Raw genomic sequence first — 22759 nt, forward strand, 5'->3', positions numbered from 1 at the left:
ATTATGAAGCTTGAAAGGGGCAATATTCAATGAGTGAAGCAGCACAAACATTAGAAGGCTGGTACGCGCTGCATGATTTCCGCAGCATCGATTGGACCGCATGGCGCTTAGCCGATGAAAGCGAGCGCAGCCGCGCGCTGGACGAGCTGCAATCCTTTTTGCAGCAATGGGCAGCGGTTGAGGAAAATAAGCAAGGCAGCACCGCCGTATATTCAATCATTGGCCAAAAGGCTGATTTCGTATTCATGCATTTGCGCGAGACGCTAGAGGACCTGAGCGCAATCGAGACGGCATTCAACAAAACGACGTTCGCAAGCTTCACCTACCCGGTGCATTCCTATGTAAGCGTAGTGGAGCTGAGCAACTACATGGCACAGCCGGGCTCGGATCCGATGCAAAACCCGGATATTATCGCTAGACTGAAGCCAACGCTTCCGAAAGCGAACCACATTTGCTTCTATCCGATGAACAAACGCCGCGATGGCCAAGATAATTGGTATATGCTCAGCATGGACGAGCGCAAAACACTCATGCGCAGCCACGGCATGATCGGTCGCCAGTATGCAGGCAAAGTGAAACAAATCATTACCGGCTCCGTTGGCTTCGACAACTGGGAGTGGGGCGTTACGCTGTTCGCCGACGATGCGCTTCAATTTAAAAAGCTGATTTATGAAATGCGCTTTGATGAAGTGAGCGCTCGCTACGCGGATTTCGGCGAGTTTTATGTCGGCAACCTGCTAAGCAGCGACAAATTCGCAGCCTTGCTTCAGCTATAATCAAAGACAGTCCAAGCCTCCTTGTTCAACCGGCTCGGACTGTCTTTTCTCTTTTTTCAGGTCGCCTTCTCCTAATTCAATACATTTAAACGCGCTATTATAATTATGCTCGACGATCATTTCAGCCAGCCCCCGATTAGGGAAACCCCGATCAAGCAGCTTCAATCCGCCGGAGGTACATGAGATATGGTGATACAACTTATAAAATAACATTCTGCTGCGGTCGAGATGAGCGTTATTCAAATAGGAATAGTCATCGCAAATCGAAATGCCAGAAAGCTATGCCCATACTCCAAGTCATAGTACATGCTTCCTTCAATATCGATCAAATAAGGCTCCTGCTTATCTTTCACAATGACATGGTCTGGACCCAGTTCGCCATGAATAAAGCTTGGTTTAATCTACATTTTCTCCTCATTTCCTTTACATGAGGATAACCAACCGTTTGATAGCCTTTCCAATATCAATTGGGATATCGAGCAAGGATTGTTTGCAACAAAAAGACTTCCGCCCTGTGATCAGCATACGATGCTGTTTCATTAGCGAAAGCCTTTATTATTAGTTATCTTCCTCTTCGTCCTCATCACCATTGGAGCCGAGGCGCTTTGCTTCCAAATACTCTTGCGTCGCGCGATCGCGCTCTCTGCCTTTGTCCTTCAACCGCTCAATTGCCGGCTGAATGAGCAGGTCCACTTCCTTTTGCACCGTGTAGGACAAGTCGTACCGCGTTTGTGATTCCAGGTAGGAACCGACCTCCATCAATGCGTTATAACGGTCTAGTTCATCTCTCGTCAACAAGCCGCGAACTTGAACGCTGCAGTGACGCATTATAGAAATTTCCCTTTACGCAAAACGAGCGGTATGCCGCCGATGATGAACAGGTAACGCAGATCGATCGCTTTCTTCAACCACGCTGCAATGCGGCCTTTATATTTTTTGCCGAAGGCGATGCCGATTGCTTCGCCTTTGCCAAGGGATGCTACCGTACCTTTGTTGCTGAACGTGAAGCTCTTCGGCGGCTGATTGCGAATTGATGCAACCAGGTTATGCGCGCAAACGACGCCTTGCTGCATCGCGATTTGAGCAGTCGGCGGGTAGGGACGCCCTTCCGGGTTGAACATGAGCGAGTTGTCGCCTACGATGTAGATGTTGTCATTGCCAGGAACGCGAAGGAATTCATCGACTTTTACGCGTCCGCGCATCGTTTCAAAGCCAGCCTCTTCAATGAGGCGGTTACCGCGAATACCACCGGTCCAAATGACAGTAGCCGATTTGATTTCTTCGCCTTCGCCGACAACTACGCCCTCGGGCGAGCATTCTTTTATGGCTGTGCCAATGCGGAACGTAACACCCTTCTTCGTCAATACGTCCATGCCGTATTCAACAAGCTCGGGATCGAAGCCAGGAAGCGCCGTAGGAGCCGCTTCGATATTGTAGATTTTCACAAGCCCTGGATCGACGTCAAATTGCTTGCACAGCTCAGGGATACGGTCGGATAGCTCGCCGACGAACTCGATGCCAGTGAAGCCTGCGCCGCCTACTACAAACGTCAAATAATCCGTACGGTGAGGCTCACGCTTGTAACGGGCAAATTGATATTCTATATGTTCGCGGATCAAGCGAACCGAGTTAATGCTGCGGATGTTCATGGCATGCTCGCCGAGGCCGGGAATACCGAATGTCTCAGGCTCGCCGCCGAGGCCGATGACCAAATAATCGTAAGACAGCGTGCCGTCCTCGAGAATCACTTTTTTATCCTGCGGACGAATTTGAACGACTGTCGATTTCACGAAATCGATTTTAAATTCGTCAATCAATTTGGAGATGCTTACACGGGCATTTTCCGGATTGTCCGTGCCTGCAGCCGGCATATGAAGATGTGTCGTAATATAGTGGTAGTCATGTTTATTGACTAAAGTAACGTCAGCTTCATTGTAATTTAATTCTTTTTGCAAACGAAGCGCAGTCAAAACGCCGCCGTACCCTGCGCCAAGAATAACGATTTTTGGTATGTTGCTCATCGTTTAATCCCATCCATTCCTAATTTATCTTTGTAGTTGTACATTGTGAAAAATTACACAAGCTAAACCGAAGTATGATAATTATAAGTTCAGTTTGTTCTATTTAAAGCGTTTTTATCAATGAATCTCTTGCGAGTAAGCAACAGTTTCGTTACCTTTTGCAACCAGTCCCGTGCATACATACATCAGAAATTCTACATAGTTTTAAGTAAAAGTTCAAGGGCAAAATATACGAAATTGTTTAGAACTCTATACAAATTAATCATTTCCTTCTTCATCTGTGAAAGTTTATAATAAAAATCGTATAGCTTAGCTTATAAAGTGGAGGTGGCTTCAATTGTCTAATGCCTTAACAGCCGAAAACCCCGTCGATATCATTATCATCGGTGGTGGCCCTGCTGGGTTGTTCGCAGCTTTCTATGGCGGTATGCGCCAAGCGTCAGTCAAACTTATTGAGAGCATGCCCCAGCTTGGCGGACAGCTCGCAGCGCTTTACCCTGAAAAATATATTTACGACGTTGCTGGTTTTCCGAAGGTTACTGCTCAAGAGCTGGTTGACCGTCTCAAGGAGCAGCTCGATCATTTCAAACCGGAGATTTGTCTGGAGGAGAAGGTGACGAACGTCATCAAGCACGATGAGCGCCTCTTTGAAATTATAACAGACAAAACCAAACATTTTGCTAAAGCGGTTATCATTACTGCAGGAGTTGGCGCATTTGAGCCGCGGCGCTTAGAACTGCCGGAGGCCGCTCGATTCGAGAAAAAAAACCTTCATTATTTTGTCGGCGATTTGCAGCGTTTTAAGGGGCAAAAGGTGCTTGTTAGCGGCGGAGGCGATTCAGCTGTGGATTGGTCGCTTATGCTTGAGCCTATTGCAGAGAGCGTGACGCTGATCCATCGCCGAGATAAATTCCGCGCGCATGAGCATAGCGTGGAGAACCTTATGAACTCGAGCGTAAACGTGCTTACACCAAAGGAAATTACGGCGCTTCATGGCGAAGAGTACATTAATAGGGTTACCTTAACGGATATTAAAACTGCAGAAGCTATCGAACTGGATGTTGATGCCGTCATCGTTAACTTTGGCTTCATTTCATCTCTGGGGCCGATAGCAGAATGGGGAATCGATATTCAAGGCGGCTCCATTATCGTGGATACTCGGATGGAAACGAATATTTCGGGTATTTTCGCGGCAGGCGATGTAACGACCTATCCGGGCAAGCTCAAGCTTATCGCTGTAGGCTTCGGAGAGGCTCCAACCGCCATAAACAATGCGAAGGTGTATGTAGATCCTAGCGCAAAGCTGTCGCCTGGCCATAGCAGCAATATGAAGCTTTAATTCACTCCATTTATATTCCTTTTAAAAAAAATAACATAAGGGTATCCTAATCTTGGCCCATTCAATTCATTGCACCTACTGCATACATATGCAAGGTGTGCCAAGGAGGATACCCTTATGTTTTGTCCCGTTTGCAACGGAATTCAATCTCTGCATATACGCTGCTCCTCTTGCGATGGCGCAATTGTAGATTGCGGTCGTTCATCTGATCTAACAGGTCCTTATGCTCCCTACGAGCAGATCGAAGTCGAGCCGTTGCTAAGTGATGTGCATGTACAGGATTTTTCATCCTGCAAGCATCTTCTATATTGCTCGACCTGCAAGCAAACAACCGAAGTTTCGGTTACGGAATGGTAATCATGTTGTCGGAGCAAAGGTTATGACTTGCGTTAAGCGGTAATTTTGGCGGTCTCCGGATTCATGCGCCTGCGCTTCAATTCGATAGCTAGCATTCGAATAAATTCTTGCTCTAATTCAAATTGAATAGCTGCATAATAAGTGTCTACTAACATTTCGTCAGACAGTAGCTCCATACTACACACCCTTTCTTCCATCCTTTGGTTAATTCTTAATTATAGTAGCATGGCACTATTGGAAGGACAACAGTCCTAGTTATTCACAAGATGTTGTGGATACGATGTGCATAGTGTGTGTATACCCTTCGAACAATGAGTAAAATCAGGGTGGATAATGTGGATATAGTTATCCACAGGACATTTTTACATCATCTCAATAAAAAACTTTAATCACAATCTATGAATCTATTAATGGAATATATTGACGCCAATCCCTTTTTTCATCACTAGATTGCATGCAACTGCGTAAAAAAAGCCCCAAAGGGGCTAATTGTTAAGTTATCCTTGTAGTATCACTTCGTATTGCTCTTTATCGATCCAAGAGGAAGCCGCAAAATCTCTGCCGCGCACGACAACCTTATCCTCGTAAACGTCAACATAATAGCCTTGGCTGCCCTCTTTGTAGACATCCTCATTCGTCCATAAATACGCAACTGATGCCGCATTAAATATGGTAGCGGTTTTGCCGTTTCCTGCAAAGCAAGCATGACCTGCTTCCAGCTCCCAATGCGTATGGCCGTTAAACATTATCGTTTGAGGATGTTTAGCTAGAATCGCCTTCAGCTCTTCATCTTGTATGACGCCATGCCAGCCTTGCCCTTCGAGCGAGCCGGCAACCGTATCCTTCAGCGGCTGATGCAAAAATAAAAACACAGGCTTTGCTTGGGATGCTTCCTCGCCAAGCTTTTGATCAAGCCATGAGAGCTGCTCCTCCGTCAAATAAGCAAAGTCCTTCAAGCCGCCTTGCTCGGAGCCAAGGAATATAAAATGATAGCCATGCAGCCATTTATCATAATAAGCTCCGCTCATACCCGTATACGATTCATAGAGCTTAAGCTGGCTGCTCCATTCGCCAAGAAATAGATCATGATTGCCAAGTATGAACTGTATATCCGGCAGTCCGGCCTTGCAAGCCTCCCAAATGCGAACGAATTCCTCGTACTCGGTGCGGAGTCCATGATCCGTTACGTCCCCGACATGCATAATGCCTATGCTATTTGTCGAATGGGCGGCAATATCGTTCAGCGCTTGCTCCAAATGCCTGTTATAAATATGATCCCGCTCAGGCGTGACATGGGTGTCTGTTATTACCTGAAAGCTAATGATGGGGGACTGCATCCTCTTCCTCTCCCATTCTTCCTATAATTAATGGCTTTTTACACTCATATTCAAGCCCACGACTCCAACTACGATAACAAAGATCCACAGCAGCGAAGAGAGGGGAAGTTTCTCATGAAAAATGATAAAGCTAACCATCGTAATTAGGATGATGCCAATACCTGACCAAATCGCATAGGCAACACTCACATTCATATAAGAAAGCGCGAAGTTAAGCATCGTAAAGCTGGCTCCATAAAATAAAAACATAAGTACAGACGGCCAAAATCGCGAGAAGCCCGCCGAATATTTCATCGAAACGGTTCCCGACAGTTCAAGCACGATTGCAAGCAGCAGAAATGTCCAGCCCCAACCCATTTCAGTCTTCATGAGCTTGACTCCTCAAACTTAGCTGCGTGTATGATCCAATTACTTCTTTGGCGTTTGAAAGCAGTGGATGGGTGCTGCAGTTCTCCCCTACGTCAGCGATGCCGACCGTTACAGCGGCTCCCGCCGCTAGTCCCATCCGCATATCTCCATTGGTATCGCCAATAATAGCAGCCTCAGAGCAGTCAATAGCCAGCTTCCGGCATGCAAGCTGAAGCATATCAGGGAAAGGCTTGCCCCTCTCTACCAGATCATTGCCGATCACAACATCAAAATAGGTTCGAATGCCAAGCCATTCCAAATGCTTGTTTGCAGCCTCTGTTTCATCTGCGGTGACAACACCAAGCTTAATCCCATGGTTCTTGCAGCTCTTCAGAAAATCAATGCTGCCGGGAAGCGGACGAGCTGGGCGCAAGCGCTCCAGCTCAATATCCGCGTGCTTCTTGCATTGCTGAACAATCTCCATCGCTTCGGCCCAAGACAAGCCTTCGCTGTATAACTGCCAAGCAATTACGGCGTACAAGTCCTGCATCGTCCCCATGGCAAGCGGGCCATTCCGATCATAATCGATGATCCTGTTGTCAATTCCATGCTTTGTTCCCCAAAGGGTTGGTATTCGATCTGGTTGAATGGTCATTCCTCGACGCTTTAGCTGTTGCTTCAATTCACTAAAAACAGACTCGCTCCAGCAGCCCCACATCGCGATAAAGTCGAGCAGCGTTCCATCCTTATCGAACAAGATGCCTGCCACCTTATATGCTCGATTGTTTATCATTAAGTTAGGCATATTTCATCTCTCCTATTTTAACCTGTCAAGCTCCTTCTGCGCCGTTTCCTTTGCTTCTTTGAGCGCTTTCTCGGCAGAAATATTTCCGATTTGCACTTTATCTGCCGCAATTTTGAGCGCATCATTGATTTTACCGCCTGTTGGATCCTGGAATGGCGCGGATGCATGGGCAGCCTGCATGAGCGGCACTTTAATTTGAGGATTTTTCTCGCCGAATGCTTTATATTCCGCATCCTCCAGCGCGGATGACCGAACTGCGATATAGCCTGTGCTGATGGACCATGAAGCTGTGTTTTTTGTTTCCGAGAAGAACGTCAGCCATTTGTATGCAGCAGCCTTTTGCTCTTCACTCACACCAGCCGGTATGCCTGCCATAATTGCGCTTGCTACCGGTTTCCCAGCGCCAATTCCGTCCCAGCCCGGTTGTTCCATTGCTGCCACGATATTGAAATCCAGATCGCCTTGGTCGCCGCTTGAGCCGATGTAGCCTGCAGCTTGTCCCTTCATTACATCATCGATCGTTTTGTACCAATACTCCCAGCCTTGTCCGCCGGAGTGGATCGTCATAATTTGATCTTCATGAATCCATTTGCGGAACAGCTCCCACGTCTCGATCCATTCCGGAGAGTCGATCACAACCGTTTTGCCGTCTTCGCTAAGAACAGTGCCTCCCTTACTAAATACGGCGTCCATCATATTTTCCCTGCCCCACATCGGTTCCCATCCGTAAAAGCTTGTTTTGCCGTCAGCTTTAACCGTCATCTTCGTTGCGGCAGCCGCCAAGCCTTCCCAAGTCTTGAAATCGTCTGGCGTCAATCCGCTCTTCTCAAGCGCGTCCTTACGGTAATACATGACTTGCGTCGTGCCATACATTGGAAGGAAAAATTGCTTGCCGTCCAGTTGGCCCTGCTCAAGAAACGTTTGTACAAAATCCTCTTTATTAAATGCAGCATCAGCAGCAATCAAATCGCTCATATCGGCGAATAGCCCTTTTTGAGCCCAGTTCATATTGGAGGAAAGAACGGCAGCCGGAGGCTGCTTAGCCGCAATCGCAGCCTGAAGCTTCTGCTCCGTTTCGGTGTAATCCGCTTGGGCGATCCCATTAACGATTACCTCGTTCTGCGAGCTGTTGAATAATTCGATTTTTTCTTTCATCGTATCGCCAAGCTTGCCGCCAAGCCCGTACCAGAACTCAATTGTCACAGGCTCCTTTGGAGCAGGTGCAACGGTCGCATCATCGGTTGCGTTTGCAGTTGCGTTAGCGCCGCTATTCGCATTTGAATTTGTGTTGCCCGAGTTTTGCCCGCAAGCTGCCAGTACCGCAAAGCATAATACCATCATAAGAGCCAAGCCTTGTTTCATTTTCAACATTGTCATTGATTCCTCCACTCAATTTGTGTAAAGCCAAAAGCCATTTTCTTGATTGAATTACCCTTTGTTAACGCCAACCGACATATTGAAGCTTTTCATAATCGTCTTCTGCGCAAATAGAAACAATACGAGCAGAGGTATAATCGTAAATGAGCTCGCCGCCATAATTAGCGGCCATTTCAACCCATATGCCCCTCCTTCCACGAAGAAGCTTCTTAGGCCGGCCGATACAAGCTGCAGGTTGGGATTTTTGGTAATCAGCATTGGCCAGAAATAGTTATTATAATGATCAATGAACGTAATAAGAGCGAGCACGATGAAGGAGGAACGCGTAACGGGAACAAGAATCGCCCACATAATCCGCATATGCGACGCACCATCGATTTGCCCTGCTTCTACCAGCTCATGTGATACCTGCAAAAAGGCTTGCCTGATCAAAAAAATGGAAAACACGCTGACACAATTGGATAAAATCAGTCCTGCATACGAATCCAAAAGCTGCAGCTTTGCCAAAATCATATAGCTCGGCAAGTAAACCGCTGTGTTCGGAATCATGTAGCCAAGCATGATGATGGCCGTAATGGCCTTCTTTAGTCGAAACCTCATATGCGTCAAGGCATAGGCCATCATCGCTGAATTTAAAGCTTGAAGCAGAACGATGACGGAAGCTACTACGATGCTGTTCGTTAAATAGAGCCAGAACGGAGCCTCTAGCCACGCTGCGAGAAAATTGCCCCACTGCGGAGAGCTCGGCCAAAACGTTGGCGGAAATTGCCAAATTTCATCATTTGTTTTGAGCGCGCTTGTTATCATCCAATAGAATGGAAATGCCATAACGGCACTGCACAGCAGCAGAAACAAATGCCTGATCGTTCGCCGAAAAACATGATTAGCTGACATTGCAATAATTCTCCTCTCCATGCGGCTGACAATTATGAGCTGTAATGAACCGTTTTACGGCCTATGGCAAAGGAAACGATCGAAAGCAGCATACAGGCAATCACGAGCACGACCGCCACAGAGGATGCTTCACCGATGTCAAACGACTCAAAGGCCGATTGATAATACATATAAAGAAGCGTTCTCGTCGAGCCGGCAGGTCCTCCCTGCGTAAGCACATTAATTTGATCGTAGGCTTGCAATGCCGATATGGTTTGTACAATAAATAGAAAGAAGGTAGTTGGCGATATAAGCGGTATCGTAATATGCATAAGCTTGCTCCAGCTTCCCGCACCATCCAGCTCGCCTGCCTGAAGCAGCTCGCGCGGGACATTTTGCAAGGCGACCAAATAAAACACCATCGTCCAGCCCATCAGCTTCCATACGGTAACGATCAGCACGCCTGCAAGCGCCCAGCTCGTATCCTGAAGCCAACCTACTCCATCAAAGCCGAACCAGCGCAGCACCGTATTAGCCATGCCGACTTTAGGCTCGAATATCCACGACCAGACGATAGATACGGCAACCGTTGGCGTAACCCATGGGGAGAACATGAGGGTGCGGTATACGGCGGAGCCCTTCATCGACCGGTTAAGCAGCAGCGCAAGCACGAGTCCCAGAGCCATAACCGGAAGCACGCTTCCGATACAGAAGAGCAGCGTTACGCCAAGCGATTGGTAGAAGGCCGGGTTGTCGAACAGATAAATGTAATTCTCAAAACCAACAAATGTTTTGACCGGACTCATAAAGTCCCAATCGGTAAAGCTCAAATAAAAAATAGTTCCGAGCGGGATCATCCAAAATACGATCAATGGAATCAAAGCTGGCAGCGTAAATAATAGAGCCTTCCATTCCTTAGCCATATCGCGTTTAATCATCTCCTATTTATCGTTCAATTTTTTCTTAACATTTGCTATAAATATCGTTAATATTGGATACACACCTCGACTGTTCAAAAATTATTGTACACTCAGTTTAAAACAGCTGCGTTATCTGAACGTCAACGCCTGTTAAAGATCTTGTAAAAGTTTCGTCTTTCTTTAAGGCTTTCTAATCATCCATTCATGATGCTGATGCTGTATAATGAATCATAAAATATAGTCTTGCAGGTGATGATGTGAAAAGAGCTTCAACCAGTGATCAGGACGGTTCCCCAGTGACTCAAGAGCAAATAAGAGGAAAAATAATAGATGCCATTGCCAAGACAATGGATTTATACGGGGCTAACTATTCATTCGGACAGCTTTACGGCATTATGTTTTTTGAGGATAAACCGATGACGCTCGAGGAAATGAAGCAGCAAATGAATATGAGCAAAAGCAATATGAGCTATGCGGTTCGTTCCTTAATGGATTCAAAAATGATTATGAAATTGGATGAGAAGCTCGATCGCAAAGATTTATATGTAGCGGAGACTGACTTTTTTCAAGCGTTTCAGAACTTTTTTGCTTCCAAGCTGCAGCGCGAGATCGATGTAATGCTAGAAGCTATTAACGAGGTTATCCCTTCCTTGTCTGAAATCATTTTGGATATCGAAACCGGAGAAGAGGAACGCCAGCTCTGCCTAAAGGATTTGCATAAGCTGCGGCACGGCGTCGAATATTACAGCTGGCTTCAGCAGTTTGTCGACGGGCTGAGGGACGGTCAATTTTTTCGGCAAAATGAGCCTAATTCCGATCAATAGCCAATCACAAACAAAAAGGGTGCCGCAGAAGTGTATTTGACTTCTGGGCACCCTTTTGTAGTGGCTTGTTTATTGAGGCTTCGTATTTACCTCGAATATCCAAATCCTCCCCTGCTTATCAAGACCGTAATCGAAGCCAAGCTGGGCAAAGCCCGGATATTTGGATTCGAGAACATCCGTTGATAACGCAGTGAGCTCACGCATCTTCTGCTTCTTCTCTTCAACCAGCGCGGATGACAACGATCTGCTAATGCCGTTGGCAGCCGTTACGAGCGAGCCTCCTCGGCATAAATTCGTTACGAACAGCCCTTTTCTGGCGATTCGTCCGACCATTGCGCGAATGACCCAGCCATTCTCCGTCTTCACGTATTTCACCCGATAATCGATCGGCCTGCCGTCTACCGTTGCCAAATAGATCCCTTTTTGAATGAGATAGGCACGGCCCTTGCGTTGTTTGTTAAGCGCACCTATTAACGCTGAGAAACTAGCAAATCGCTTCGTCTGCGAATAATAAGTATAGGCATAACCATCGCCGCTGCGCGTAACCTTCATTACACCATGTCCGCCTGCTCCGACCACCGGCTTCACGACCACCATTTGATACGTATCCAGCATGCTTCTAAGATTGTTTGCCGTAAATGTTCTTGTAGGCGGAATGTGCGGTGCGATGCTGGGATGGGTAAGCAATGCCGCAGTCTTGGTCCACTTGTTAGCTAGCAATCTACCATTATGTCCACCCAATGCATTCTCTCTCCTTTCCTATCGCTTCATTTATAGCATATGACAGTGTACTACCTGTCTCTTGGATGAATGGCGGAGGTTAGGAGCCTTTATTCGTGAGCTTTGCTATATTAAGAAGCTAGAATCGCAAGCTTCATCTCGATTTGTACCAATTGACTTTTCCGGCCTTACGATCATCAAAAATAAGATGATAACCGGAATTACCGTATTCACCGTTCCCAAAACGTTCCACCGCTTTAAATAGCTCTTATTCTCTTCATAACAAAAAACCGGCAAACAGCCCGTTTAGCTTGGACGCTGCTTGCCGGTATACATATTGCTACTTGTCTGATTGCTTCTCAAGCGCCGCCTTAAGCTTGTCCGCCAAGCTGTTCGACATCGACGTATTATCGCTATATTGCTCGATAAGCTTTTGATTTTGCTTCCGATTGGCTTTGCCGCCGCCCTGCTTGTCGCCGAGCATTTCGATCACATTGCAAGGTTTGCATTGTGCGTATTTGCCTGCTTTCCCGTCTTTAATTTCCATCTTCTTATGGCATTGCGGGCAGCGCTTATTGGAGAGCATAGGCTCCGCCGCACGCCGATAGCCGCATTCACGATCGGAGCAGACGAGCGACTTGCCGCGCTTTCCGTTAATTTCAAGCAGAGGCTTCTCACATTCGGGACAGCGGGAGTGCGTCAGGTTATGCGGCTTGTACTCCTTCGTCTCCGCAATAACCTCGGACACCCATTTCGCAGCCTGCTGACGAACATTTTTCATAAAGGCTGCCGGATCGCCTTTGCCCTTTGCAATACGTTCGAGCTCTTGCTCCCACTTGGCAGTCAGATCCGGGCTTCTCAGCTCGGTAACGACAAGCTCGATTAGCTGCTTGCCTTTGCCGGTTGGCATCAGCTTATTTTGCGTGCGCGTAATGGTATCTGTGCCGAGCAGCTTCTCAATAATATCGGCGCGCGTTGCAGGCGTGCCGAGGCTATGCTTCTCCATCCGTGTCAGCAGCGTCGCCTCCGTATATCTAGCAGGCGGCAGCGTGCGCAGCTCCCGCACCTTCTCTTGCTTGATCGACAGCGACTGGCCTAGCTTAAGAGGAGGAAGAAGCTGTGCGGGCTGGCGGTCGGCTTTGCTTTGTCCCGAATCACTGTCATCGTCTTCATCATCATCTTGGGTGGAAGCATAGGTGGCTGACTGATAAATTTCCTTCCAGCCCTTTTCCTTCTCGATTTTTCCCTTTGCGTAGAGGAGGTCTTTGCCTGCTGTGAGCACGACGCTTGTCTCGTCATAACGGTAAGGACCATAAAATAAAGCGATAAACCGCCGCACGATAAGATCGTACAGCTTGCGCTCATCATTGCTTAATGCCGCCAAGTTGACGAATTGCTCTGTAGGAATAATAGCATGATGATCTGTAACTTTGCTGTCATCCACAATTCTCTTTGTAACGGGAAGCTGCATTCTAATCAGCTTGCGGGCCAGCTGCGCATAAGGGCCGACAGCGATGCTCTCCAATCGCCCCTTCAAGGTGGGCACCATGTCGCTCGACAAATATCTGGAATCGGTACGCGGATAGGTGACAAGCTTATGCTGCTCATACAGCTTCTGAAGCACGTTGGACGTTTGCTTAGCCGAGAAGCCGAGCCGCTTGTTCGCATCCCGCTGCAGCTCGGTCAGATCATACGCCTGTGGATGCGGCTCCGATTTCTCAACCGTGCGAAGCTTGTCTACCTTAGCCGAGCCTTTCTGCAGCCTTGCGGCAATCGCGTCCGCCCCCGCTTTGTCCCATACTCGTCCATCATGCGAATCCTGCTCGCGCCATTGCGCGGAAAACGTGCCAAAATCAGCCGATACATTCCAGTAAGGCTGTGATTGGAACGACTGGATTTCCTGCTCCCGCTCCATCAGCATCGCCAGCGTAGGCGTTTGCACTCGGCCTGCGGCCAGCTGGGCATTATATTTTGTCGTCAGCGCTCTCGTAACATTAAGGCCAATCAGCCAATCTGCCTCCGCTCGGCAAACGGCCGACGCATACAAATTGTTGTAGTCCTTGCCGGGCTTCAGGCTGCTGAAGCCGTCTTTAATCGCCTTGTCCGTCTGCGACGAAATCCAAAGGCGCTTGAAGGGCTTGCGCCAATGGACAAGCTCCATAATCCAGCGCGCGACAAGCTCGCCTTCCCGTCCTGCATCGGTCGCGATAATAAGCTCGCTGATGTCCTGCCGCTTGCACAGCTGTGCCACCGTGCGGAATTGCTGCGACGTTTCCTTCATAACCTTCAGATTCATTTTCGGAGGCAGCAGCGGCAAGTCTTCCAAATTCCATGTCTTATATTTCGGATCGTATTCCTCCGGCTCTGCCAGTGTCACCAAATGACCCAGCGCCCAGGTTACGACATATTTAGAGCCTTCCATATACCCTTTTTGCTTCTGTCCACAGCCGAGCACGCGGGCAATTTCTTTGGCCACGCTCGGCTTTTCTGCTAATACAAGCGATTTCATTTGCGTTATTCGCTCCATTTCATTTAGATGCGCAAACTATTGTTTCTTATTAGAAAAACGCATCATTCACTATGACGAAACGATACCATAGGCTCGCTGCCTGCGCAACGCCTCAAGCTTCGGTCCCCCTTCCGTCGTTGCTTGGCCTGCTCTTGCTATTCCTCTAATTCTTGTGAATTTTGCTGCTAGAATGCGGGTGTGATATAGTAAATTCAGCTTATAAGTAAGCAGATTAAGAGCTAGGGAGCGTTGATGAATGAAGCTGCGTTTTGTTGCTATTGTTGTTGGCATCTTACTCGTATACAGCGGTATATCCTTCTATATCGGTTGGAATGGTTGGCTGTTTTTCTCTACTCTATTTAATTGGGAAAAAACGGGCTTCTACTCGCTCGTTGTCGGTTTAATCGCTTATTCGTACATAATCGGCAGGCTCGCATACCGCGCTCCGTTCAAACCCGTTGCGGAGGCTTTCAAGCTGGTCGGCTCCTACTGGTTCGCCGTTCTCGAATTCGCCGTGCTCATTTTGCCGCCTGCCAATATCATTTCCCTTCTCTTAAAAGCAGCCGGAGCCGACAAATCGGTTTATGTCGTTGGTGTAGGCAGCATCGCCTTGCTCCTGATGGTCGTTCTGATCGTTCGCGGGACATGGAATGCGTGGAGTCCGATCATCCGCACCTACCACGTTCAAGTGCCGAAGCCTGCCGGGAAGCTGAAAAAGCTGCGCATTGCGATGGCATCCGACCTTCATTTGGGAACGATTGTCGGCAATCGGCACCTGAAGCGCTTAATTTCCAAGGTGAAGCAGATCAAGCCGGATCTTATCCTGCTTCCCGGAGACATTTTGGATGATGATATCGAACCCTTTCTTCGTAAAAACATGTCAGCGGTGCTAGGCGAGCTGAACGCTCCTCTCGGCGTGTATGCAGTAACCGGCAATCATGAATACATCGGCAGGAAGGTGCCTGAATTTATAAAGGCAATGGATGCGATCGGCATTCGCGTTCTTATGGACGAGGCTGCGCTTATTGCAGACAGCTTCTACGTCATCGGCCGCAAGGATAAAGCGTCCGCAGGGTTCGGATCGGGCGGAAGGCTCCCTATTCAAGATCTAATTGCGCCGCTCGATCAATCGAGGCCGCTCATTATGCTCGATCATCAGCCGTCCGATATCGCAAAAGCGTCCGAGAACGGCATCGACATATCCGTGTCCGGCCATACCCATCGCGGCCAAATGATGCCCAACCATCTCATAACGAGAAAAATGTTCGAGCTGGATTGGGGTTATTTAAAGAAAGGCGGGCTGCATGCGATCGTCTCGTCAGGCTTCGGCACATGGGGGCCACCCGTACGGATCGGCAGCCGCTCTGAGGTTATTCATATCGAAGTAGAGTTCGGTTAATAGCAGTTAATAGCAGCATTAAAAATAGCGGCATCACATGGGAAAAACTCCTGCTAATTTGCCGCAATACGCTGATACACCCCCTTTGGTCGCTTGAGATCATTCAGCAGGTCATCAAGGAGGTTGACGTTAACAATGTGGAAAATGCGATCAGAATTGCGCGTGAATCGCTGCAATTGCTAGATCAGATCAATAGAAGCCAGTTGCGGGGCGCTCATTATTTTTACCAACTGCTGCTCTTGAACGAACAGATCCATTAATTATCGCGTACACTTACCCTTGCTCATGTACACTGATATAATCTGCTACGCTGGACTGAAGCAAGCCGATCAAGTCTTCATTCATATATTCAAATTCATCCGGTATATGGAGGCAGATGACCTTTTTACCGGCAAGGGCACTGCTAAATTTCTCCTGCAGCCTTCGCACATGCTTCTTTTCCATGGCAAAAATCAGTTCAGCCCAGCCAATATGCCCTTCCGTTACTTTAATGCGAGCATTTTCTTCTGTACCCGCCGACCTAACTGCATGCCCATCCACACCTTGAAAAATCGTCTCGGCCGTCAAGCTCCTCCACTTGTTTCTGCTGCAAATAAATAATAGCCTTATTGGAACCACTCTCCTATTATCGCTCTAATGAATGAAGTAATTTAAACTTTGTTTGGTGAAAAAAGCTGTTCCATCAAGTCTTTGCTGACCGATGTGACAGCTTTTCATTGTTGCGTTAATCGGCGCATTCAAGCAAATTTTGCAGCTCATGGTAAAGCTCCAGCTCGGATAAAATGGTCTTGCAGCGCCTAAGCATCCTTGTATCATCATATATCCGATTCTCGTGCTGCGCGTCGCGAATGAATGCCAGCTTCGTCTCCGGGCTCGCTGTTTCAAGCAGAGCTCTTATCTCCTGCTCATCGTCCCAATTGATGGACAGCGGCTGCGCTGCTGACTGATCTGTCCGACCTGTCAGCGGTACGATGCCGATCGTATCAAGCGTTTGCACACAAATAAGCTGATCCCTATCCTTGCGTAAGCTTTCGATATATCCAGCCAAATCGGGGATATTGGTCAGATTAAATATCTCCTTCAGCCTCTGCAGTGCCGGCGTCAGCTCCTCCCCGCCCGATTGCCCAGCTTTGTTAGCATCAAATGGCGCTATGCAGTTATATAAAACGCTTTTATCGGTACATAAGATACGAAGGAAGTCCTTTATGCTGCGCGCTACAACCCAAATTTCCGAACTAAAATCCATCGGCGCTACGACAGCTATATAGGCATCCTCCAGGTCTGAAACGGTACCAAAATCAGTAACGAAGCAGTAGTGAATGCCGTCTACGCCGGAACTGGCGAAAGGAATGAAGTCAGGCGGTGTGCACGGGTAACGCATATCGTACTTCTGCATAATCAGTCCGATCACCAGATCCATCGCGCTTCCAAGCTCTTCCTCCAGCTCATATAGGCGCTGGCCACTCCCTCTTCCTATAGCTCAGTTATTTTATCCCAATTATACCAAATGGATAAAATAAATTACTAGCTTTGAATACGGCTTATCGAGCAAGCAAAAAAGAGGCTGCGCAATTACTCACAGCCTCTCTTCCGCTCATCCTTGATTACTCAGTTGGTTGAACTGCACTCGGGTCCATATAGAAAATTTCCCAAAGGTGCCCGTCAAGGTCCTGGAAGCCCCATTGATACATGAAACCATGGTCAACAGCATCTTTGGAATGCGTAGCGCCGGCAGCGTGCGCTTGATTGACAAACTCAATCACTTGCTCTTTATTTTCAGCAGATATGGCTAAAATGACTTCCGATGTCGTTGATGTATCGGCAATGTCTTTTAAGATAAACGATTTGAAGTAGTCTTCAACCAGCAGCATCGCAAAAATATTTTCGCCGATTACCATACATGTTGCATTCTCATCCGTAAATTGGGCGTTAAACTCAAATCCTAGCTTCGTAAAAAACTCGACCGATTTATTCAAATCTTTAACCGGCAAATTCACAAAAATATTAGCTGACTTAAATCCCATTACCTATCACCTCTTCATTAGAATGTCATGCCTATAAACCTTTTGGTTTGTCTTTATAGCTCAATTCTAGCATGTAAATGCTGCAAGCATTTCTTCTCGATTGCTATATTTATGTAAACCTTTGGCACGGCAGAAATACGCCTTTGAAGCAACAGAATCTACTCTTATTTTTCAAAAAAAGAAGGCCGGCCGCTTTCATACATCCGCTCCAGCTTATCGATTTCGGCAGATATCTCATGCAGCCAATCCCAATCATTTGTCATGCTCGCCATTAACCCAAGGTTATATTGCTCGGCCAGCCTTTGCGCATATTTGGCATTCAGCTTCAGGCATGCATTCATTTCTGAGCATTCCTGCTCCGTCAGCTTCCGGCTCTGCTGCAGCAGCCACAGCTCTGCAAGTCGCCAGTGAATATTCATCATAGCGATCATTCCAATCGGTCTATAAGTACAATCCTTATTAGTATTGCCCTATTTATTGGAAATTAGTCTTGTTTGGAGCAGATTGCCTACCATCACCTACCTCCACCTGCCAACTATTGTTTCATCTCTCTCACATTTGTTTTATAACTTATAAACGAAGGGAGTGAGCGGCATGACGGACAAGAAAACCTATTACGTGTCCATCTCCGGCAAGCGGGTCGAGTCTGAGCCTTCCATCAATGACCAGCTAACGGTCACCGCGACGCAGAAGGAGATCGATGAGCTGCAGCTGCTGCTGGACCAAATTCAGAGGGATGACGAGAAAACACAATTTCGTGCGCCTATCCCCTATAAATCCGCTGACCATGATGAAGCGACGGACAAATTCAATAAGGACATCATCAAGGTTTATGACACCGTTTATGCGATAGGCACGAAAGAGACGAGGGACCATATTCGTCAGATGAATATTTTGCCAAAGCTGCAGGATCCTGATTATAATTATCCCGGCTATGAGCGCTGAAGCGTCAATGAAGAAGAGGCTGTCACAGAAGGCGCTATGCCTATTGCGACTGCCTCTTGTGTTGTGCTTGGTTGGATTTAACGTCGAAATAGTGATACGGCTGCACTCGTCAGCTTCTTTGTTCTGCGCCAGGTTAGATTAAGCAGCCTCCAACACATAAATTACAATTTAGTGGTAAAAGCAAAGCTACCGTTAATTGTGGTGGAGCATATCGATTACGCTTCCCTACTCCTCACAGCTGAAGATACCAGCAAATGCATATAGCTGTTAGCATTTGCTGGTTGCATTTGCTGGTTGCATTTGCTGGTTGCATTTGCTGGTTGCATTTGCTGGTTGCATTTGCTGGTTGCATTTGCAATTTGCTATTCGTTATTAACTACCTCCAGGGGAAATGCCCCTCCACTCCCCCCTGCAAGACACAAAAAAACCGCTCGCATTAAGCGACCGGCTCTCACCCAACGTTTATTCAAACAAGCTAACCGCCTTGCCTTTTACTTCCTGGAGCATTTCTTGACGGGCGGCATCATCAATTTGCGGCACGCTGCCAAAGAATAGATGACCGACCGGCTCGATGCCGCAAAATTCATAAATTCCCGTATCTGAAGTGATAGTAAGACCTTCATACATGCCGGTCTTGCTGTAAATTTCCGCAGGGGTCCCATGCGTGTTAATAATAAGACCCTTCTTGCCAGCCAGCAGCTTTCTAATATTTCCGTCCTCCCCATATGCATAGGCGAAGCCATATGAGAATACACGATCGACATAGCCTTTAATGAGAGCGGGCAAGCCCGTCCACCAAATCGGATAGATCATCGTGAACGCATCCGCCCATTTCACATGCTCTTGCTCCGTCTTAATGTCCGTTGGCGTATTGCCCTCACGCATCGCTTCAAAATCGGCGGCCTTAAGCACAGGATCAAATGCCATCGCATACAAGTCTCTGACAACAACCTCGTGGCCTTTCGCCTTCAACGATCCGATAAACGCATCAACAATCGCATTGTTGAAACTGTCCGGATTAGGATGACAATAGACGATTAAGTGCTTCATGAACAGGCTTCACCTCCGCAGATATAGAAATCTGCTTAGTGTAGCCTAATTGCCCCGTATTATGTAAGCTCGACCTGCTTCTCGCTCCATGCCCATAGTCTAGCTGCAACCTCAGCATTGTTGCCCTTGCTCGCCGTCTGCACGATCTTGCTGTCGATATAATATTGTCCGGTTTGGCCTTCAGCCTCGTCGCTTGAAGCCAAATAAATAGCAGTCTTGGCCCCTTCAAGCGGCGTACGGAAAAATGGCCTTAGCAGCTTGTGCACCGTTTTGCCGAAGCCTGTCTTCCGATCCACACCGATATTGGTTGCCACCGCTCCCGGATGGACGCTGTTAACCGTTACTCTCGTACCCGCTAGACGACTTGCCAGCTCCTTCGTAAACAAAATATTAGCCAGCTTGGACTGTGCGTAACCTTTGACAACATTGTAGCCCTTCGTAAGATTGGGATCGTCAAAATGGATCCTTCCAGCCTTATGCGCATCAGAGGATAGATTGACAATTCGTCCTTGCGGGGCAGCCTTAATAAGATCAAGAAGTTCGTTTGTCAGCAAAAAATGACCCAAATGGTTAATGCCGATTTGCGACTCAAATCCGTCCGACGTCAGCTCCCGCTTCAAGGAGGCGACGCCAGCGTTGTTAATCAGCACATCCAGCCGATTATACTTTTGCTTAAAAGCCGATGTGAAGCTGCGAATACTCGCTAGCGAGCCCAAATCACAGGTCATCAGAACCAGCTCCTTGCTGTCGCTCTGTGAACACGCCTGCTCCAGTGCATGCTCACCGCGCTCCCTGCTGCGGCAAACCATCACCACATGCGCGCCCTGCTTCGCAAGCTCTACCGTTGTCGCTAGCCCCATGCCTGAATTAGCGCCGGTAACCAGTACAACTTTACCCGACATATCTCCCATCTTAGCCACCTCCGCATTTTTGTTATTTACAGCTTATCATGTACCTGAAATGTATGCCGCACAAATTCAATAAACGATCTGACATGCGGTGATAGCTGATCCTCATTGCGGTAAGCCAGACAAATATGCCTGCTGTTTACATATTGGGGCAGGTCGCGCATAACCAGCTCGCCAGCGTCGATTTCACGGATGACGCTTCGGCGAGGCAAAATGCCGACTCCCATGTTGCATTTGAGCGCCTCTTTGATCGTCTCGATCGCGCCAAGCTCCATGACGCTTCCCCATTTCAATCCGGCACCGCGTGCCCACTCGTCGGAAAGCGTTCGTGAGGTTGAACCTATCTCATGCAATAAAAAAGTTTCTTGCCTTAGCTGCTCCACTTCTATCTGTGCTATTCCGGCTAACGGATGCTCCGGCGCCAGCAGCAGCTTCAGCTCATCGGCAATCAGCGGCTGTACGATAAGCCCTTCCTGCGGCGATTCTCCAAGCGAAACGATGCCTATATCGATCTCATAGCTGCGCAGCATCGCAAGCACGGAAGCTGCTTGCTTCACGGTCAGCATCAGGCTCACTCTCGGGTACAATCTGCGATAAGCGGCAAAATGCGGAGGCATCACGTAGGTTGCCGGCGTGTAGCTTGCACCGAGCCTAAGACGCCCTTCGCCCTGCTCGCGCCGCTCCAGCATGGCGAGTCTAGCCTCTTCCATCAGAAAAACGATACGTTTCGCATAGGGCAGCAGCTCAACCGCCGCATCGCTTGGCTGCAGGCTGCGCGAGTGCTTGCGAAACAGCTCCACGCCGAGCTCCTCCTCCAGCCTTTTGAGATGAAAGCTGATCGTCGGCTGTTTAAGCCCCAGCTTTTCCGCGGCTTCCGCGAGTGTCCGCCCGCCGCATACCTCCATAAATACATGCAGCTGCTGCACGTTCATCCCGTTCATCCTCCCACGCTTTTTGCCTATTAATATAGATTAAATCTATATTTATATCAATATCTATCGATTACATTTAATAATATCTCGACAATCTGTTAACAATCATCTGACAAACCATTGCTAAAGTTAGGAGGTAAGCAAAACAGATAGTGGAGGGAAAACGAAACGATGAAAACGAATGGGAAACGCTGGCTTGGAACCATTTTGCTGGCCGGGTTGATGACACTGACCGCTGCTTGCGGCAGCGGAAATGCAGGCAGCACGAATAACGATACAGCTGCAAATGCCGGAAATACAGAAACGACGGCGCCTACTGAGGCAGCGCAAGCGACAGAGCAAGCAGCAACGAAGGATGAAGGAACGCTTACCGTTTACTTAAATGATTTTGACAGCATTATTGCCCCAATGTTCGAGGAAGCGACTGGTTACAAGCTTGAGGTCGTTGCAGGCAACGGAGCCGAAATAATGTCACGCGTTGAAGCAGAGAAAGGCAATCCGCACTGGGATGTCATCTGGCTCGATGCTATGCCTTCCATTTATGGATTAGGTGCAAGCGGACAGCTGCTTGAAGACTGGGCTCCGGACAATCTCGCTAATTTAACCGATTTTGCCAAACCTTTTGTGCCTGAGAAAAAGTGGTTTGTACCGACTGGCGCGCATGCTGCAGGCGTTATCGTATACAACAAGGATAAAGTGAAAGCAGAGGATGCTCCACAATCATGGGAGGACTTCTCCAATGCGAAATACAAAAACTTGATCGGCATGGCTGATCCAGCGATTGCGGCTCCTGCTTATCCGTTTGTTTCTTGGTTCTTTAACGAAAAAACAATTGATGGCGGACAGAAGTTCTTTGGCTCGCTGATGAGCAACGGCCTTCGCGTCTATCCAAAAAACCCGAATGTCGTCAAAGCGCTAGCCGCTGGCGAAATCTCCATAGCTGCGCTGCAAGAAAGCAATGCATACGCCATGAAAAACGACAATGAGCCAATTGAAATCATCTGGCCTGCTGAAGGAGCGCCTGCTTCGGTCCGGGTAGCAGCGATTCAGAAAAATACGAAAAATCCGAATGCGGCAAAAGCATTTATCGAATTTTTGCTCGATCCAAAAACACAGCAAGCGCTAATTGACAAAGGCGACGAAAGTTATTTCCAGCCTTCCGTTAATGGCGTAAATGCTAAGCAAGGTCGTGCAGCCGATGCGAAGCTCGTTGCAGCCGACGCTTCATGGGCATCCGAGAATGAAGCGGCCATTAAGCAATGGTTCGCCGACCAATCCGTTAAGTAACCGATGCA

At 47.9% G+C, this 22759-nt stretch carries 25 protein-coding genes; 7 read left to right on the forward strand and 18 right to left on the reverse strand.

Annotation, left to right across the window (positions count from 1 at the left end; all coding sequences use genetic code 11):
* Nucleotides 1-29 precede the first annotated feature (29 nt).
* Nucleotides 30-776, forward strand: a complete 747-nt coding sequence (hemQ, locus tag AC1TPC_RS00410; RefSeq protein WP_482064907.1) for a hydrogen peroxide-dependent heme synthase — start codon at nucleotides 30-32, stop codon at nucleotides 774-776.
* Between the two features lie 558 nt (nucleotides 777-1334).
* Here the strand turns inward: hemQ and AC1TPC_RS00415 are convergent.
* Both AC1TPC_RS00415 and AC1TPC_RS00420 read right to left on the reverse strand, forming a co-directional pair.
* The gene (locus AC1TPC_RS00415; protein WP_482064908.1) at nucleotides 1335-1604 is read right to left on the reverse strand and encodes a hypothetical protein; all 270 of its coding nucleotides are present in this window, start codon (nucleotides 1602-1604) and stop codon (nucleotides 1335-1337) included.
* The gene (locus AC1TPC_RS00420; protein WP_482064909.1) at nucleotides 1604-2797 is read right to left on the reverse strand and encodes an NAD(P)/FAD-dependent oxidoreductase; all 1194 of its coding nucleotides are present in this window, start codon (nucleotides 2795-2797) and stop codon (nucleotides 1604-1606) included. Before AC1TPC_RS00420 ends, AC1TPC_RS00415 begins: the two co-directional genes overlap by 1 nt.
* Before the next feature lie 337 nt (nucleotides 2798-3134).
* Between AC1TPC_RS00420 and AC1TPC_RS00425 the strand changes: the two genes are divergently transcribed.
* Together AC1TPC_RS00425 and AC1TPC_RS00430 are read left to right on the forward strand one after the other, a co-directional pair.
* Nucleotides 3135-4136 (forward strand): NAD(P)/FAD-dependent oxidoreductase, encoded by a 1002-nt coding sequence (locus tag AC1TPC_RS00425; protein WP_482064910.1) that lies wholly within the window; start codon nucleotides 3135-3137, stop codon nucleotides 4134-4136.
* Between the two features lie 117 nt (nucleotides 4137-4253).
* On the forward strand, nucleotides 4254-4493 hold the full coding sequence (locus AC1TPC_RS00430; protein ID WP_482064911.1) for a hypothetical protein: 240 nt from the start codon (nucleotides 4254-4256) through the stop codon (nucleotides 4491-4493).
* A gap of 32 nt (nucleotides 4494-4525) precedes the next feature.
* Here the strand turns inward: AC1TPC_RS00430 and sda are convergent, their stop codons facing one another.
* The 7 genes from sda to AC1TPC_RS00465 all read right to left on the reverse strand — a co-directional run bounded on the left by sda (nucleotide 4526) and on the right by AC1TPC_RS00465 (nucleotide 10156).
* Nucleotides 4526-4669 carry a sporulation histidine kinase inhibitor Sda gene (gene sda / locus AC1TPC_RS00435; protein ID WP_482064912.1) on the reverse strand — a complete coding sequence of 48 codons (144 nt, stop codon included), beginning with the start codon at nucleotides 4667-4669 and terminating at the stop codon, nucleotides 4526-4528.
* 321 nt (nucleotides 4670-4990) lie between these two features.
* Complete coding sequence (locus AC1TPC_RS00440) at nucleotides 4991-5830, reverse strand: metallophosphoesterase family protein (protein WP_482064913.1); 840 nt, start codon at nucleotides 5828-5830, stop codon at nucleotides 4991-4993.
* A 27-nt stretch (nucleotides 5831-5857) separates the two neighbouring features.
* Entirely contained in the window at nucleotides 5858-6199 is a 342-nt protein-coding gene (locus AC1TPC_RS00445; RefSeq protein WP_482064914.1) for a DMT family transporter, read from the reverse strand.
* Entirely contained in the window at nucleotides 6189-6983 is a 795-nt protein-coding gene (locus tag AC1TPC_RS00450) for an HAD family hydrolase (RefSeq protein ID WP_482064915.1), read from the reverse strand. Before AC1TPC_RS00450 ends, AC1TPC_RS00445 begins: the two co-directional genes overlap by 11 nt.
* 12 nt (nucleotides 6984-6995) lie before the next feature.
* Entirely contained in the window at nucleotides 6996-8354 is a 1359-nt protein-coding gene (locus AC1TPC_RS00455) for an ABC transporter substrate-binding protein (RefSeq protein ID WP_482064916.1), read from the reverse strand.
* Between the two features lie 57 nt (nucleotides 8355-8411).
* Nucleotides 8412-9254, reverse strand: a complete 843-nt coding sequence (locus AC1TPC_RS00460; protein WP_482064917.1) for a carbohydrate ABC transporter permease — start codon at nucleotides 9252-9254, stop codon at nucleotides 8412-8414.
* Nucleotides 9255-9286: 32 nt separating this feature from the next.
* Nucleotides 9287-10156 (reverse strand): carbohydrate ABC transporter permease, encoded by an 870-nt coding sequence (locus AC1TPC_RS00465; protein WP_482064918.1) that lies wholly within the window; start codon nucleotides 10154-10156, stop codon nucleotides 9287-9289.
* A 293-nt stretch (nucleotides 10157-10449) separates the two neighbouring features.
* On the opposite strand from AC1TPC_RS00465, the gene AC1TPC_RS00470 reads away from it, so the two are divergent.
* On the forward strand, nucleotides 10450-10977 hold the full coding sequence (locus tag AC1TPC_RS00470; protein WP_482064919.1) for a GbsR/MarR family transcriptional regulator: 528 nt from the start codon (nucleotides 10450-10452) through the stop codon (nucleotides 10975-10977).
* Between the two features lie 69 nt (nucleotides 10978-11046).
* Here the strand turns inward: AC1TPC_RS00470 and AC1TPC_RS00475 are convergent, their stop codons facing one another.
* Together AC1TPC_RS00475 and AC1TPC_RS00480 are read right to left on the reverse strand one after the other, a co-directional pair.
* Entirely contained in the window at nucleotides 11047-11718 is a 672-nt protein-coding gene (locus AC1TPC_RS00475) for a YheC/YheD family protein (RefSeq protein WP_482064920.1), read from the reverse strand.
* A gap of 319 nt (nucleotides 11719-12037) precedes the next feature.
* The gene (locus tag AC1TPC_RS00480) at nucleotides 12038-14206 is read right to left on the reverse strand and encodes a DNA topoisomerase III (RefSeq protein ID WP_482064921.1); all 2169 of its coding nucleotides are present in this window, start codon (nucleotides 14204-14206) and stop codon (nucleotides 12038-12040) included.
* A gap of 256 nt (nucleotides 14207-14462) precedes the next feature.
* On the opposite strand from AC1TPC_RS00480, the gene AC1TPC_RS00485 reads away from it, so the two are divergent.
* Complete coding sequence (locus AC1TPC_RS00485; protein ID WP_482064922.1) at nucleotides 14463-15605, forward strand: metallophosphoesterase; 1143 nt, start codon at nucleotides 14463-14465, stop codon at nucleotides 15603-15605.
* 273 nt (nucleotides 15606-15878) lie between these two features.
* On the opposite strand, the gene AC1TPC_RS00490 is transcribed toward AC1TPC_RS00485, so the two are convergent.
* The 4 genes from AC1TPC_RS00490 to AC1TPC_RS00505 all read right to left on the reverse strand — a co-directional run bounded on the left by AC1TPC_RS00490 (nucleotide 15879) and on the right by AC1TPC_RS00505 (nucleotide 18051).
* Nucleotides 15879-16214, reverse strand: a complete 336-nt coding sequence (locus tag AC1TPC_RS00490) for a low molecular weight protein tyrosine phosphatase family protein (protein WP_482065312.1) — start codon at nucleotides 16212-16214, stop codon at nucleotides 15879-15881.
* 115 nt (nucleotides 16215-16329) lie between these two features.
* Complete coding sequence (locus AC1TPC_RS00495; protein WP_482064923.1) at nucleotides 16330-17025, reverse strand: hypothetical protein; 696 nt, start codon at nucleotides 17023-17025, stop codon at nucleotides 16330-16332.
* 184 nt (nucleotides 17026-17209) lie between these two features.
* On the reverse strand, nucleotides 17210-17629 hold the full coding sequence (locus AC1TPC_RS00500) for a VOC family protein (RefSeq protein ID WP_482064924.1): 420 nt from the start codon (nucleotides 17627-17629) through the stop codon (nucleotides 17210-17212).
* Nucleotides 17630-17793: 164 nt separating this feature from the next.
* A complete protein-coding gene (locus tag AC1TPC_RS00505; protein ID WP_482064925.1) occupies nucleotides 17794-18051 on the reverse strand; it encodes a DUF7667 family protein in 258 nt (85 codons plus the stop codon).
* Between the two features lie 172 nt (nucleotides 18052-18223).
* Here AC1TPC_RS00505 and AC1TPC_RS00510 point away from each other — a divergent pair, with 172 nt between their 5' ends.
* Entirely contained in the window at nucleotides 18224-18574 is a 351-nt protein-coding gene (locus AC1TPC_RS00510; protein WP_482064926.1) for a hypothetical protein, read from the forward strand.
* A gap of 462 nt (nucleotides 18575-19036) precedes the next feature.
* Here the strand turns inward: AC1TPC_RS00510 and AC1TPC_RS00515 are convergent, their stop codons facing one another.
* From AC1TPC_RS00515 to AC1TPC_RS00525, 3 genes are read right to left on the reverse strand one after another with little or no spacing between them, the layout of a single operon-like run.
* Complete coding sequence (locus AC1TPC_RS00515; RefSeq protein WP_482064927.1) at nucleotides 19037-19624, reverse strand: NAD(P)H-dependent oxidoreductase; 588 nt, start codon at nucleotides 19622-19624, stop codon at nucleotides 19037-19039.
* A gap of 59 nt (nucleotides 19625-19683) precedes the next feature.
* Nucleotides 19684-20526 (reverse strand): SDR family oxidoreductase, encoded by an 843-nt coding sequence (locus AC1TPC_RS00520; RefSeq protein WP_482065313.1) that lies wholly within the window; start codon nucleotides 20524-20526, stop codon nucleotides 19684-19686.
* A gap of 35 nt (nucleotides 20527-20561) precedes the next feature.
* On the reverse strand, nucleotides 20562-21464 hold the full coding sequence (locus AC1TPC_RS00525; RefSeq protein WP_482064928.1) for a LysR family transcriptional regulator: 903 nt from the start codon (nucleotides 21462-21464) through the stop codon (nucleotides 20562-20564).
* Nucleotides 21465-21635: 171 nt separating this feature from the next.
* Between AC1TPC_RS00525 and AC1TPC_RS00530 the strand changes: the two genes are divergently transcribed.
* Entirely contained in the window at nucleotides 21636-22751 is a 1116-nt protein-coding gene (locus tag AC1TPC_RS00530) for an extracellular solute-binding protein (protein ID WP_482064929.1), read from the forward strand.
* The last annotated feature ends 8 nt before the right edge of the window (nucleotides 22752-22759 follow it).

This window comes from Paenibacillus sp. Y280, assembly GCF_056786335.1.